General features: G+C 68.4%; 14 protein-coding genes. 8 read left to right on the forward strand and 6 right to left on the reverse strand.

All coding sequences use genetic code 11. The features are described from left to right. The first annotated feature begins 48 nt into the window (after positions 1–48). Entirely contained in the window at positions 49–297 is a 249-nt protein-coding gene (locus C441_RS16875) for a hypothetical protein (protein WP_007276175.1), read from the forward strand. A gap of 182 nt (positions 298–479) precedes the next feature. On the opposite strand, the gene C441_RS16880 is transcribed toward C441_RS16875, so the two are convergent. From C441_RS16880 to C441_RS16890, 3 genes are all read right to left on the reverse strand, one after another. Next, the gene (locus C441_RS16880; RefSeq protein WP_007276176.1) at positions 480–2,009 is read right to left on the reverse strand and encodes a heme-binding protein; all 1,530 of its coding nucleotides are present in this window, start codon (positions 2,007–2,009) and stop codon (positions 480–482) included. A 126-nt stretch (positions 2,010–2,135) separates the two neighbouring features. After that, positions 2,136–3,920, reverse strand: a complete 1,785-nt coding sequence (locus tag C441_RS16885; protein WP_007276177.1) for a site-2 protease family protein — start codon at positions 3,918–3,920, stop codon at positions 2,136–2,138. Positions 3,921–4,055: 135 nt separating this feature from the next. After that, positions 4,056–4,511 carry a hypothetical protein gene (locus tag C441_RS16890; RefSeq protein WP_007276178.1) on the reverse strand — a complete coding sequence of 152 codons (456 nt, stop codon included), beginning with the start codon at positions 4,509–4,511 and terminating at the stop codon, positions 4,056–4,058. A 131-nt stretch (positions 4,512–4,642) separates the two neighbouring features. On the opposite strand from C441_RS16890, the gene C441_RS16895 reads away from it, so the two are divergent. Further along, on the forward strand, positions 4,643–5,182 hold the full coding sequence (locus C441_RS16895; protein ID WP_007276179.1) for a hypothetical protein: 540 nt from the start codon (positions 4,643–4,645) through the stop codon (positions 5,180–5,182). Positions 5,183–5,230: 48 nt separating this feature from the next. Here the strand turns inward: C441_RS16895 and lysS are convergent, their stop codons facing one another. Both lysS and pyrH read right to left on the reverse strand, forming a co-directional pair. Further along, a complete protein-coding gene (lysS, locus tag C441_RS16900; protein WP_007276180.1) occupies positions 5,231–6,901 on the reverse strand; it encodes a lysine--tRNA ligase in 1,671 nt (556 codons plus the stop codon). Between the two features lies 1 nt (position 6,902). Next, complete coding sequence (pyrH, locus tag C441_RS16905; RefSeq protein ID WP_004967484.1) at positions 6,903–7,616, reverse strand: UMP kinase; 714 nt, start codon at positions 7,614–7,616, stop codon at positions 6,903–6,905. A gap of 93 nt (positions 7,617–7,709) precedes the next feature. Between pyrH and C441_RS16910 the strand changes: the two genes are divergently transcribed. The 4 genes from C441_RS16910 (at position 7,710) to C441_RS16925 (ending at position 11,001) form a co-directional block, all read left to right on the forward strand. Then, positions 7,710–8,054: a hypothetical protein gene (locus C441_RS16910; RefSeq protein WP_007276181.1), complete on the forward strand. Its 345-nt coding sequence runs from the start codon at positions 7,710–7,712 to the stop codon at positions 8,052–8,054. A gap of 24 nt (positions 8,055–8,078) precedes the next feature. Then, positions 8,079–8,864, forward strand: coding sequence for a molybdopterin synthase (locus C441_RS16915; protein WP_007276182.1), 786 nt, complete (start codon positions 8,079–8,081; stop codon positions 8,862–8,864). A 306-nt stretch (positions 8,865–9,170) separates the two neighbouring features. After that, positions 9,171–9,416, forward strand: a complete 246-nt coding sequence (locus C441_RS16920) for a DUF7123 family protein (protein ID WP_049920675.1) — start codon at positions 9,171–9,173, stop codon at positions 9,414–9,416. A 445-nt stretch (positions 9,417–9,861) separates the two neighbouring features. Continuing rightward, on the forward strand, positions 9,862–11,001 hold the full coding sequence (locus tag C441_RS16925; RefSeq protein ID WP_007276184.1) for a site-2 protease family protein: 1,140 nt from the start codon (positions 9,862–9,864) through the stop codon (positions 10,999–11,001). Between the two features lie 48 nt (positions 11,002–11,049). On the opposite strand, the gene thiL is transcribed toward C441_RS16925, so the two are convergent. Beyond that, entirely contained in the window at positions 11,050–11,946 is an 897-nt protein-coding gene (thiL, locus tag C441_RS16930; protein WP_007276185.1) for a thiamine-phosphate kinase, read from the reverse strand. Between the two features lie 165 nt (positions 11,947–12,111). Between thiL and C441_RS16935 the strand changes: the two genes are divergently transcribed. Together C441_RS16935 and C441_RS16940 are read left to right on the forward strand one after the other, a co-directional pair. Then, a complete protein-coding gene (locus C441_RS16935; protein ID WP_004967491.1) occupies positions 12,112–13,140 on the forward strand; it encodes a lysylphosphatidylglycerol synthase transmembrane domain-containing protein in 1,029 nt (342 codons plus the stop codon). A gap of 114 nt (positions 13,141–13,254) precedes the next feature. Next, positions 13,255–13,710, forward strand: coding sequence for a 30S ribosomal protein S19e (locus C441_RS16940; RefSeq protein WP_007276186.1), 456 nt, complete (start codon positions 13,255–13,257; stop codon positions 13,708–13,710). Positions 13,711–13,742 lie beyond the last annotated feature (32 nt).

Genomic DNA, 13,742 nt, shown 5'->3' on the forward strand with positions numbered 1-13,742 from the left:
GATTCGAGACCGAAAAAGCCACAACGCTCGACCGAGTTCGGGACGACTATGCGTAGTTCACTCGTCGACGTGCTCCCGGACCTCCTCGAACTCCTCGTCTTCGGCCTCGGCAGTGCGGGGCTTTCCCTCGCCGGCGCGTACATCGAGCGCTTCGCGTTCGTCACCTTCGAACAGGGCAACGTCGAAATCGCCGCGTGGGCGGTCGTGATGGGCGCGGTGGCGCTGTACTTCGCGTACAACGTCGGGGCCGACAAGGTCCGCCCGAAGCTCCGAGACGTTCGCGCCGCGCTCGCGTAAAAAGCCGCGTCCCTATTTTGACGTTCGACTGACTCGGGCGAGGAAGACGTGTCGCGGCCGGTCCGCCAGCACGTACACGCCACCTTTTCGTGCGCTCGCTCCGCTCGCTGGCAAAGTCTGGACCAAAAAGGTTCGTCACCCCCGTATGGGGGTTCCTCACCCCGCTCCCGATGGTCGCGGAGCTACGCTAAGAACACGTGTCGCGGCCGGTCCGCCAGCACGTCGCGGCCCCACTGGACCGTGTCGCGGAACGCGTCCGAGCGGAAGAACTCCATCGCGTCGTCCTGCGAGCGCCACTGGCTGGCGATGAACATGTCGTCTTCGTCCTCGACGTTGACCATCAGGTCCGTGTCGAAGTGGCCGTCCATCTCTTCGAGGAGGCCGCCGACGGTGCCGAACTTCTCGACGAAGTCGCCGCGGTGTTCGGACTTGACGGTGTAGAACATCCCCATCGTGCCGAAGCCGGACTCCTCGCCGGCGCGCTCGACGATGCCGGGAAGCTCCGAGAGGAAGCCCGCGGCGGTCTCGGCGGCCGACGCCGTCTCCCAGATGGAGACGACGGCGACCCGACCGCGCTCGTTGGCCTCGTAGACGGCCGTCTTGACGTGCGTCGGGTAGTGGTCGAAGTTGCCCCGGAGGCCCTCGACCTCGTCGAACAGCTCGTCGGCGTCGGCCTCGGAGTAGAGGACCGTCGCGTACACGTCCTCGCCGTGGGGCTTGCCGGCGTAGATGTTCAGGTCTTCGAGCTGTCCCCGGATGTCCTCGTCGGCGCTCTCGTCGCCGCCGTCGTCGCCGTGGTGGTGTCCACCGTCGTCGCCGTCGCCGTGGTGCTGTCCGCCTTCGCCGCCGTGATGGTGTCCGTCGCCGCCGTGGTGGTGGCCACCCTCGCCGTGCGCGTGCGCGCCGTGGTGGGACTCGTCTTCGAACTCGCTGGTCGGGACGCCGTCGCCCGCGAGGAACGCGCCGAGGTCAGACGGCGGGAAGCGCCGCCCGACGTAGAACTGGCCGAACTCGCCGTACTTCGAGGACACCTCGTCGAAGCGCATCTCGTAGACGATGTCCTTGATGTCGGTCGGGTCGTCGCCGAACAGCGTGACGCCCCACTCGTAGTCGTCGAAGCCGACCGAGGAGGCGATGACCTGCTTGATTTTCCCGGCGTACTGCCGGCCGGTGTCGCCGTGGGTGGACATCAGGTCGCGGCGCTCGTCGAACGAGAGGTCGTACCAGTTGTGCTCCTCGCCGCGGCGCTTCGACATCGGGTAGAAGGACATGTAGGTGTCCTCGGGGATGTCAGGTTTGAGCTTGCCCTCGATGTAGCGGAGCAGGCCGGTGTCGATGTCCTCCTCGTTGCCCTCGAAGTAGTCGTCCGAGACGTAGCCGGACACCTCGGTGACGGAGACGTAGGAGGTCGGCTGTTCGGTGAAGGCCGCGAGCGCGGTCTGCTCGAACTGCCGTTCGGCGCGCGAGACGTCGTCCAGCGTCGGCCGGAAGTGGACGACCACGAAGTCCGCCTTGTGGCCGAGGACGGAGAAGACGGCGGACGCGCCCGCCTCGGCGTCCTCGACCGCCTCGTGGGCGTCGAGGTACGCGACGCCCTCCTCGATTGCGCGGCGGCGCTCGTGTTCGGGCGCGTCACGCCACGCGTCCCAGTCGACGGTTCGGAAGTCGTGCAGCGCGAACCAGCCCTCGTCGGTCTGTGGGGCCTCTACCATACCGTGGCCTAGGGAGTCATCCGGTATTGAAGTTGCGAGTCGTTTTCGCGGTTCGAGAACCGTCGAGGGACGGCGGGTCAGCCCCGAGCGGAGGGGAACGGAGGGCCGTCTCGCCGACCGGGATGCTCAGCCGAGGAGCGTCGGCCCGAATATCATGAGCACGAGCGACGCGAGCATCGTGAGGCCGACGGAGGTCGTGATGGTCCGGACGACGGTGTGGGGGTCGTCGACGGGGAGCCGCGAGACGACGGCCTCGGCCGAGGTCCGCAGGATGCGACCGCCGTCGAGCGGGTAGCCGGGGATGCAGTTGAAAAGCCCCAGTTGGAGGTTTATCCACGCCGTCCAAAACAGGACGTTAGCGAAGATGAAGACGCCGCCGCCGAGGAAGCCGAGCGGGCCGCCGACCTGATAGAAGTTGACGACCTGTCCGGTGAAGCCGGGGAAGTTCGGAATCCCGAGGACGACCGACGCGAGGGGCAACAGCAGTGACACGTAGACGAGCTGGAGGGGCGACCCGGCGAAGGCGGTCGCGAGGCCGCCGTCGCCGCCGTCACCGCCGAGAAGCGAGAGGTACGTCCCCGCGGGGTACTCCTGCGTGCCGAAGTCCGTCAGGACCAGGCCGCTCGTCCCCTGGAAGATTCTGACGCCGAGGAAGCCGTTGCCGTCCTGGTCGTTCGTGCCGAGCGTCACCTGCACCGTCTCGAAGCCGCCGTCGCGATAGACTTCGACGGGCACCGTCTGGTCGGGGTCAGTCCGGTCGAGCGCCTGCTGAAGCTCCGTCGAGGAGGTGATTCGCTCGCCGTCGAACGACGAGACGATGAGGGGTTGGGTCGTTCCCGTGGCGTTGTACAGCGGTTGGTTCTCGGAAACCACCGTGATGTACGCACCGACTGGGATGGTGCGCTCGCCGGCGGAGGTGTCGAGGCGGGCGAACCGCGAGTCGCCGACGGCCGACTCGAAGTCGGCGCGCGTCGAGACGGCGGTCCCGTTGACCGCGGTCACGCGAATCGGGTCGGTCCCGGACTCGACGGTGAGGTTCGCGGGGTTGCCTTCGACGGAGCCGGCGACGACGAGTTCGCGCGTGACCGAGACGGTCCGCTCGCCGTCGAGTTCGACCGACACCGTCCCCGCGTCGGTCGCGAGGAGCGCGGCGTCGAGTTCCCGCGTCGTGTTGACCGGCGTGCCCTCGATAGCGGTCACGCGGTCGCCGCCCGAGATACCTGCCGCGTCGGCCGGCGACCCGGCGTACGCCCCGGAGACGGCGACGCCCGGCGCGACCGAGATAGAGCCGATGACCGGGCCGAAAAGCAGGGCGAACGCGACCAGCGTGACGGCGAAGTTGTTCGTCACGCCGGCGGCGAACATCCGCGACTTGCCGCCGCGGTCGGCGCGGCGCTGGCTCTCCTCGGAGGGTTCGACGAACGCCCCCACGGGGAGTATCGTCAGGAGGACGATTCCCATCGACTCCACGTCGATGCCCTCGACGCGGCTGAGGACGCCGTGGCCGCCCTCGTGGACGACGAGGCCGACGAGGAGGCCGAAGAGGATTTCCGGCGCGACCGAAAGCGGGAGGAAGTCGTTGACGCCGGGGATGACGAGGAAGTTCTGCGGCTGGTTCACCTGCGTCGGGGCGGGCGGGTTCTGGAGGATGACGACCGCCTGATAGACGAGGAGGACGAACGTCCCGACCATGATGACGAGGGCGATGCCGAGGCCGACGTTGCTCCACGCCCGCCAGAACCGCTTGGGGGCGGCGATTCTGTCGAGGAGTTCGCGGCCGCGACGGGTGTGGACCGTCGTGAGGGGACCCTGGACGCGGACGTACTCGGGGAGGATACCGCGAGCACGCAACAGCGCCGCGAGGAGAGAGTAGGCGATGAAGCCGGCGAGAACCCAAAGCAGCGTGTTCATCGCCCGAAGGGAAGCGGCGCGCGCCAAAAGGCGTTCGGGTTACGGTACCACCGTTCGGGTCACGGTACCCCGTTCGACGAGCGCGAGCGGGGTCGCGGTCGGGAGCGCCGACCCGGCCCGCGACCGAGAGTCGGGTTACTCGTCGTCGTCGCCGGGCGACTCGATTTCGACTTCGACCGCGCCGTCGTCGTCCGCGTCGGTCTCCTCGTCGGTCGCGTCGGCAGTCTCGTCCGCCTCGTCCGCCTCGTCGTCGGACGCGGCGTCCTCAGTCTCCTCCTCGGGGTCGTGTTCGACGGTGACCGTGGCGTCCTCGTCGCCGGTCGCGTCGTCGGCCGCCGTCTCGCCCCCGGCGGGGTCGTCGGCGAGCGCGATGTCGGTAAAGGAGTCGCCGGACGACGAGCGAAGCCGAGAGACGGCGTAGGCGACGCCCACGAGGAGCAACGCGACGAGGAGCAGACGGCCCCACGAGCGGCCGCCCGAGGAGTCGTCGTCGACGGCCGCCTGTTCGGAGTCGGCGTCGAACTCCTCCAGTTCGACGTCGAATTCGTCTTGCGATTCCTCCACGGACCGGATGAAGTCGATGAGAGACATGTGAACTGTGATGCGGCGAGGCCGCGGTAGGCGTCGTTCACGGGGGAACGGGCCCGTCTCACCGTACGCGCGTCGGGGACATAAGTCGTCCCCCAGAAGGGTTTTAGCCACCCCGGCGACCAACGGGAACCGTGTTCGACAGTTCCCGCTACGAGGTCCGACAGAAGGTGTCCATCGGCAACAACTACGTCGTCTACGAGGGCGACGACCCCGTCCTCTCGGCGAAGCAAAAGAAGTTCAAACTGAAGGAGGACTTCCGGCTGAACGACCACGACACCGGCGAAGAGCGCTTCCGCGTCAAGGCCGACAGCGTCCTCGACGTGTCGGCCGCCTACGACATCGTCGACAGTCGGACCGGCGAGCGCGTCGGCGCGGTCAAACGCGGCGCGTTCTCGTTCGCCAGACACACCTACCAACTGCTCGGCCCCGACGGGTCGGTCACGGGGCGAATCGTCGAGGACAGCGTCCCGATGGCGGTCGCCAGACGACTCGTCACGACGCTCATTCCCTTCTCGTACCGCATCGAGGACGCGACGGGAGAGTCGGTCGGCGCGGTAGACGGGCAGTTCTCGCTCCGAGACAAGTACACCGTCGACGTGGACCGCGAGCGAATCGACCCGCGGCTCGCCGTCGTCGGCGCGGTCGTCATAGACGCTATCGAAGAGAACTGACGGTCCGGGTGAGGGCGACGGCGACGACGAGGGGAGAGGGGCGAGGAGTCAGTCCTCGCGGCGGAGTCGCGTGACGACGAAGTCGCGCTCCAGCTCGCCGAGGAACTCGCCGAGTCGCGGCCCCTGTTCGGCGTCGAAAAACAGCCGGTAGCCGGCGGCGAAGAAGTCGCCCATCTCGATGTCGTGGCGGCGCGCCGTCTCGTAGATTTCGCCCTGAATCGCCTCGCCGTCGTGGCCCTCCGCAACGAAGTCCGCGAGGTCGTCGAGGGCGGCCTCGACCGCGGGCTCGAAGTCGAACTCGGGGAGGTCGACCTGCAGGCGGTAGTTGTACTGGTTGTCCATCTTCTCGGCCCAGCGGCGGGCGCGTTCGACCCGGCCGAGCGCCTCTTCGACCACCTCGTCGGGGGTGTCCTCGTCGAAGAAGCCCTCGTTGCGGGCCATCTTGACGCGCAGGTCCTCGTCGTCGGTCATGCCGAGGACGGCCGCGAACGTGTACGGGAGCCGAACCCGGTCCTCGCGGACCTCGTCGACGACGAACGGGTAGGCGCGCTCGGCGAAGCGGGTCAGGCTCTCGTCGTCGACCTCGCCGAAGGAGGCGCGCTCGAAGCGGTCGAAGTCGTCGACGAGCTGGTCGAGCCGCGTGAGGTCGAGGTCGCGGGCCTTCCGCGGGTTGAGCGCGAAGAAGTACCGGAGCACCTCGGGTTCGAGCAGGTCGAGCATCTCCGCGACGGTGACGATGTTGCCGGCCGACGACGACAGCGCCTCGCCGTTGAGCGTGAACCACTCGTACACCATCGGCACCGGCGGCTCGATTCCGAGGACGTTCTCGGCGATGTCCTTGCCGGAGGGCCACGAGCCCTCGGCGTGGTCCTTGCCGAACGGCTCGAAGTCGACGCCGAGGACCTGCCACTGGCCGGGCCACTCGAAGCGCCACGGGAGCTTGCCCTCGCGGAACGTCGCGGTCCCCTCGTGGCCACAGCCGTCGATGGTGTTGTCGCCGACGGTCATGTCGGTACAGACGTAGTCGACGGTGCCGGCGTCGAGGTCGACGGCCGTGACCGTCTCCGTGATTTTGCCGCATTCGGCGCAGACGGGGTTGAAGGGGACGTAGTCCTCGTCGACCTTCGACTGGTACTCGCCCAGCACCTCGCGGGCGGTGTCGGCGTGTTCGAGGACGTGTTCGACCACGGGGTCGAAGTCGCCGTTGTCGTACAGTTCGGTGTTGGAAATCATCTCCACCGGGACGCCGAGGCGGTCGGCGTCGGCCTTCAGGAGCGCCGCGAAGTGCGCCGCGTAGGACTCGGCCTCGCCGAACGGGTCCGGAATCGACGTGTACGGCTTGCCGAGGTTGCGGCCGAGCGCGCCGGCGTCGACCTCGCCCAGCCCGACGATGTTGCCGTCGGCGTCCGCGAGCTTTCGCGGGAGCTTCCGGAGCGGGTCTTTGTCGTCGCTGGTGAACACCTGCCGGACCTCGTGGCCGCGCTCGCGGAGCACCTCGGCGACGAAGTAGCCGCGCATAATCTCGTTGAAGTTGCCGAGGTGGGCCACGCCCGAGGGGGAGACGCCGCCCTTGACGACGACCGGCTCGTCGGGGTCGCGGGCCTCGATTTCGTCGGCGACCTCGTCGGCCCAGAAGCCGTGGTGGGCGGCGTCCGCGTCGCCGTCGCCGTCGGTCGCGCCCGCGGCGGCGTCGCCGCGAGAGGGGTCGTTCGTCGCCATCTCAGGGGGCCCAGTAGGTCGGTTCGTCGCCGCCCTCGGGGATGATGTCGGTTCCCGTGTGCTCGCCGCGGAGGACCGCCGGCGTGATGCGGTCGGGGTCCGTGCCGTCGAGGACGATGGTGCGCATCTTCGCGCGCTCGATGAGCTTCGCGGCGAGGAGGTCGACCGGGGCGGACGACCCGGCGTTCATCTCGATGTCGCCGATGACGTCGACGAGCTCCGCGGCGGTCATCTCCTCGAACTTCGTCGCGTCGGGGTCGGATTTCGGGTCGGCGCTGAACACGCCGTCGACGCTGGTCGCGTAGACGAGCAGGTCGGCGTCGACGTACTCGGCGAGCGCGGCCGCGACGGCGTCCGTGGTCTGGCCGGGCATGACGCCGCCCATCACCGAGATGTCGCCGCGCCGGATGGCGTCGCCGGCGTCCTCGTAGTCGTGGGCGACCTTGGGGTCGACCTGCGAGCCGAGCGCCGCGATGAGCAGGCGGGCGTTGATTCTGGTCACGTCGATGCCGATCTGGTCGAGTTGGACCTCGTTCGCGCCGAGGTCGCGGGCCGCGCCGATGTAGTCGCGGGCGACGCCGCCGCCGCCGACGACCGCACCGATTTCGCACCCGTCCCGCGCGAGCGTTTCGACGACGGAGGCGTGAGCCTCCACGCGTCGAGCGTCGAGGTCCGGCGCGAGCACGCTTCCGCCGATGGAGATGACGACTCTCATTGCACACGGGTATCCGTGACCGCATCTTAAGGGTTATCAACTGCGAGACGCCCGTGTCGGGGGCTTTAAACCACTCTCGCGGCGACTACGGGTATGCGACTCGTCACCGTGGAGACGGTCACGCTCATCGCCGTCGGGTGGGTGCTCGCGCTCGGCGCGATGCTCGTCCGCCACCGCCGCGGCGAGGTCGACCGCAGAACCGTCTTCAACTGGGCGCTGGTGGCCTGTTTTTCGGTCGGCTGGGCGCTCTGGCAGTTCGACACGTTGCCCGCGACGGCCGACACCCCCGTCGGCGCGGCGGCCCCGTGGCTGGCGACGCTCCTCGGTCTCGTCGGCGCGGCCGTCGCCGTCCACCTCTACGGGACCCGCCCGCGCCCCGAGGCGCGGAAGTCCGAGCCGACACCCGAGTCCGACGAGGCCGGCACGGAGCAATCTTAAACCGGCGCGGGCCGTCCTTCGGGTATGCACGTCTTCGGAATCGTCGGCGCGGGCGCGACGACGCTCTGTGACCGACTCGCCGCGCAGTTAGACGGCCGCGTCGCCACCGTGGAATCGCTCCCCGAGAGCGCGACCGAACCGGAGTCGACAGACGGCGTCGCCGCCGCCTACGGCCTCTCGCCGGACGGCAACTGGGTCGGCACCGGCGACGACCGCGACCTCGATGGGCTCCTCGACGACCTCTCGGCAGAGTACGACTACGCGCTCCTCTCGGGGTTCCCCGACGCGCGCGTCCCGACGGTCGCCCTCGCCGGTGCCGACGCGGCGAGCGTCGTCAAGGAAGTCGAAACGGCCGACGCCGCGGACGTGGCGTCCCTCGCCGCGGAGGTCGACGCGCACGAACCGCACGTCACGCTCGAAACGCTGGTCGAACGCGCGAAGGCGGACCCGCTGGAGGTGTACGCCGGCGCGATTGCGACGTTCACCGGACGAGTGCGCGCGAAGGAGGCCGAGGGCGACGACCCGACGCTCAGCCTCGAATTCGAGAAGTACGACGGGGTCGCGGAGTCGAAGATGGCCGCGATTTCGGAGGAACTGGAGGCACGCGACGGCGTCCTCCGCGTCCTCATGCATCACCGGGTGGGCGTCGTCGGCGACGGCGAGGACATCGTGTTCGTCGTCGTCCTCGCGGGGCACCGCCGAGAGGCGTTCCGGACGGTCGAAGACGGAATCGACCGCCTGAAAGACGAGGTGCCGATTTTCAAGAAGGAGACGACCACCGACGAGGAGTTCTGGGTCCACGACCGCTGAGCCGACGCGGATTATTCACGGTACGCGGATAGTCGCGTCGGCGGAGAAATCGCCGATATTGCGGCACCGATTTCCGCAAAATGGGTCGTCAGACGGGGTGAATTGGGGTGTTTTCGCCCCATTGTTTTCTAACTAGTATTTTTAGAAATAATTCCTCAGAATCGGTTCTAAAAAATCTACGTCGATTTCAAAGATTCCTAAAACGAACCGTTTTGGTCGATTCAAGCTGAAAGCGGCCGAACTAATTCTAACGGACCTTCCTTTATAACAGGTGATGGGCCGATAGGTGGAAGTGAGGTGTACCAGATGAGCGCAACAGTACCCCCCTCCACCGACAGTAGCTCCAAGGAAGACCGCCTCAAGCAGTACCTGCTCGACCGTGCGAAAGACGGCGAGATGTACTTCAAGAGCAAATTCATCGCCGACGACGTCGGCCTGTCTCCCAAGGAGATCGGCGCCCTGATGGTCAAGCTCCGCGACTCCGCGACGGAGCTGACCATCGAGAAGTGGTCGTACACGAGCGCGACCACGTGGCGCGTCGAGACCGCCTGAACGCACGCATCGCCCGCTCCGCGACCGACGCCAGCGTCAGGACGACGCGTACCGCCCGGTCCCCGAACGAACTGAACGCGACTCCGCGACAGCCCGCGACCCCACGACAGCCCCGCCGAGCGCGCTCGGACCCCCACGCCGAGACGCGACTCGACCCCCGATACCCCCGCTCGGTTCGTGACGCCGACGGACCGACCGCCGACGGACCGACCGCCCTCCCCACGGCGCAGAGAGCCGAACTCCCCGCACGCCCCGCCCGAACGGCCTCCACCACACATCCCCGGTGACGGCCCACCCGTTCCGCGGCGACGCCCTCACGGTTCCGCGGCGCTTCGCTTTTCGACTTCGACGCAGACGGCCGAGCGACCGCCTCCCGCGCCGCCGTCGCCCGCCGGTTCGGCTCCCGTCACGGGATTTATGCACGTCGCCCGCCTACCCCACGTCGATGGAACAGTCCGAATCGGCGGACGGACCGCCGGTGGAGGCGCTTCGCGCCGTCTTCGACGTTCACGAGGTGCGGTCAGACGGTCGCCGACGTATCTACTACGGCGAGTCGCTCGTCCCCGAGCAGATGCTCGTCCGCGAAATCTGGTCGGCGTTCCGAGGGGCCGGCTACGACGTTGAAGCGCAGGTTTCGGGACTCGGAGAGACCGACGTGGTCATCGTCGAGCCGGCCTCGCAGGGCATCGAGGAAATCCCGTGGAAGAACATCACGCTGTTCGCGCTAACGGTCCTCTCGACGCTGTTCGTCGGCGCGTACGCGTGGTACTACATCCCCCTTTCCGACATCGCCGCGAACCCGCTCGTGTTGCTTCGGGCGTGGCCCTTCACCGCCGCGGTCCTCGGCGTCCTCTCGGTCCACGAGCTCGGTCACTACGCGGTCGGCCGATACCACGGCGTCAACGTCTCGCTTCCCTACCTCATCCCGTTTATCTTCCCGTTCGGCACGCTCGGTGCCATCATCCGCATGCGCGGCCAGATGCCCGACCGAAAGACGCTGTTCGACATCGGCGTCGCCGGCCCGCTGGCCGGGCTCTTGGCGACGGTGGTCGTCACGGTCATCGGACTCTCGCTCGAACCGATGACCGTCCCGAGCGAAGTCCTCGCCCGGTCCGGGGACATGATCGTGTTCAACAACCCGCCGCTCCTCGACGCCATCGCGGCCGTCCTCGGCCGGCCGACGGAGTACGCCGACCCCCGGACCGTCGTCCATCCCGTCGTCATCGGCGGCTGGGTCGGGATGTTCTTCACCGTCCTCAACCTGCTCCCCGTCGGCCAACTCGACGGCGGCCACATGGTCCGGGCGATGCTCGGCGAGCGCCAGGAGTCGCTCGCGGCGGCCGTCCCGCTCGTCCTGTTCGGCATCGCCGGCTACCTCCACTACGTCCGCGGCCTCGGCCTCAACCAGTCCGTCGGCCTGTGGTTCTTCTGGGGCCTGATGTCGACGTTCATCGCCTACAACGGCCCGGCGAAACCGATAGACGAGACGCCGCTCGGAACGGGCCGGATGGCCGTCGGCCTCTTTACGTTCGCCCTCGGCGCGGCGTGTTTCCTCCTCGTGCCGATTCAGGTCATTCCGGGGTAGAGCCGAGATAGGGCTCGGGCGGGCGCGAACCCGCCGAAAACAGCTATGTTACTCGTCGCCGCCGTGGGTGTAACCGCGGTCCGGAACGACCTCGCCGTCGGCGACGACGGCCTCGGCGGATTCCGATTCCTCGACGGCGTTCCCGACCACCGTGAGCGGCACGTCGGTCGCCTCGCGGGCGGCGTCGAGCGCCGACTCGGGGAGCGTAAAGACGAGTTCGAAGTCCTCGCCGAAGAACGCCGCGAGGTCGCGTCTGTCGGCGGAATCGGTCGCGGCCTCGGCGACGGCGTCGTGGACCGGGAGCGCGTCGAAGTCGAGTTCGAAGCCGCAGTCGCTGGCCTCCGCGAGCTGGTGGACCGAGCGGGCGAGGCCGTCGCTGGAGTCCATCATCGCCGTGGCCGACCCGCGGAGGGCGACGCCGGCGGCGACGCGGGGCGTGAACCGAAAGAGGTCGTTGGCGCGGTCGGTCTCGTCCGCCTCGAACAGGCGGACGGCGGCGGCAGACCTGCCGAGTTCGCCCGTAACGCAGAGCAGGTCGCCCGGGGCCGCGCCCGAGCGGCGAACCGGGTCGTCGGTGCGGCCGATGGCCGTCGTCGCCGTCGTGAACTCTTGGTGGGTGTCGAGGTCGCCGCCGACGTACTCCGCGCCGACCGCTTCGCAGACGTCCCGCGCGCCCCGGACGAAGTCGCCGAGTTCGGTCTCGTCGAGTTCGACGGCGGCGTAGGCGGCGACGGCGCAGGTGGCGCTCGCGCCCATCGCGGCCACGTCCGACAGCGACGCGCCGACGGCCCGCCAGCCGGCGGTGTAGCGGGTCGTCCCCGCGGGGAAGTCCGTCGTCTCGTGGAGCATGTCGGTCGTGACGACGAGGTCGTCGACGACGGCGGCGTCGTCGCCGGCACCGGGGAGGTCCGCGGCGAGCAGTCTGAGGGCGGCACGCTCGTCCATGCCTCGGACGTGTCGGGCGACGCGGAAATGTCCATCTATCCGCCGTTGAGTGGCGCCACGGGTTCGGACGACGAGGTGCGGGGCGGCGGCGGCGTCCGCGACGGACCTGTTTCTCGGCCGTCGAATCCGGTGACTTAATGCCCGTCGTAGACGCATCCCCAGCAAATGGCCCGCGAGAACCTCCGCGCGACGGTGCTCGGTTTCGCAGCGGCGGTCGTCGTCTTCGCCGTCCTGTTCTACTTCGCGGGCGTGGACGAGCTCATCGACCGGGTGACGATGGCCGAGCCGACCTATCTGGTCGCCATCCTCGCCATCACGCTCGTCTGGCTCGTCGCGTGGGGGGCGTCGCTGAAGACCGTCCTCGGCGTGCTCGGCGTGGACGTCTCGCTCGTCCGCTCGTTTCTCATCTTCACGGGCGCGACGTTCTCGAACAACATCACCCCGTTCGGGCAGGCGGGCGGCGAGCCCGTGACCGCGCTTCTCATCTCCCGGAGCGCCGACACCGAGTACGAGACCGGACTGGCCGCCATCGCCAGCGTCGACACCGTCAACTTCGTTCCCTCAATCACCATCGCGCTCATCGGCGCGGGCTACTACGCCACGGAGGTGACGCTCGGCCGCAACCTCGAAATCGCGCTCGTCGCCGTGGTCGGCCTCGCGGTCGGCGTGCCGGCGGCCGTCTACGTCGCGTGGAAGCGCCGCTACGACCTCGAACACCGGCTCATCGGCGTCCTGACGCCGGTCATCCGAACCGTCTCGCGGTACGTCCCGCGGGCGTCGGTGCCGTCGAACGACGGCATCGAGCGCCGCATCAACGGCTTTTTCCGCTCTATCGAGCGCGTCGGGCGAAACCCGCGGGGACTGGCGGTCGCCCTCGGCCTGTCGGGGGCCGGGTGGTTCTGCCAGATGGTCGCGCTCTGGGTGGCGTTCCACGCCATCGGCGCGCCCATCGCCTTCTCCATCGCGCTGTTCGTCGTCCCCATCGGGGCCATCGCCGGCGTGACGCCGCTTCCCGGCGGCGCGGGCGGCATCGAGTGGACGCTCGCCATCCTCGTCGCCGCCGCGAGCTCCGCCGTCTCGTTCGACGTGGCGACCGCGGGCGTCGTCGTCTTCCGCGGGTTCATCTACTGGGTGCCCGTCGTCCTCGGCGGCCTCGTGATGGGCACGGAGAGCGCGCGCGGGTGGCGGTCCTGACGGCGCGATACGGGCTGTCACCCCGGTGCACGCCGGGCGGGGCGCAGGAGCCTCCAACCGCCCGTATCGGGCGAATACGATGCCTTTAAACGCCGCGATTATGAACCAATAGCCATGGTAACCATCTATGACGTCCCGGCGGACGCCCTCATCGAAGAGGTCGCCGGACGACTCGAGGACCGCATCGAGCAACCCGACTGGATGGCCTTCGCGAAGAGCGGCCAGACCCGCGAGCTCCCGCCTCAGCAGGACGACTTCTGGTACGTCCGCGGCGCGAGCCTGCTCCGCAAGGTCGCCATGAACGGCCCCGTCGGCGTCGACCGCCTCTCGACCGAGTACGGCGGCCTCAAGCGCGGTTCCAACCGCTACAGCGTCTCCGGTGCGCACAGCGACGCCGGCAGTAAGAACATCATCCGCACGCTCCTCCAACAGCTCGAAGAGGAGGGCCTCGTCGAGACCGCCAAGGGCGAGGGGCGCCGCATCACCGCCGAAGGGACGAGCTTCCTCGACAACGCCGCGTCCGACGTGCTCTCCGACCTCGACTGTCCGGAACTCGAACGCTACGCGTAGAGCCGCCGACACACACCGATAGTTCTTCTTCG

The organism is Haloferax sulfurifontis ATCC BAA-897, assembly GCF_000337835.1.
GTDB lineage: Archaea > Halobacteriota > Halobacteria > Halobacteriales > Haloferacaceae > Haloferax > Haloferax denitrificans.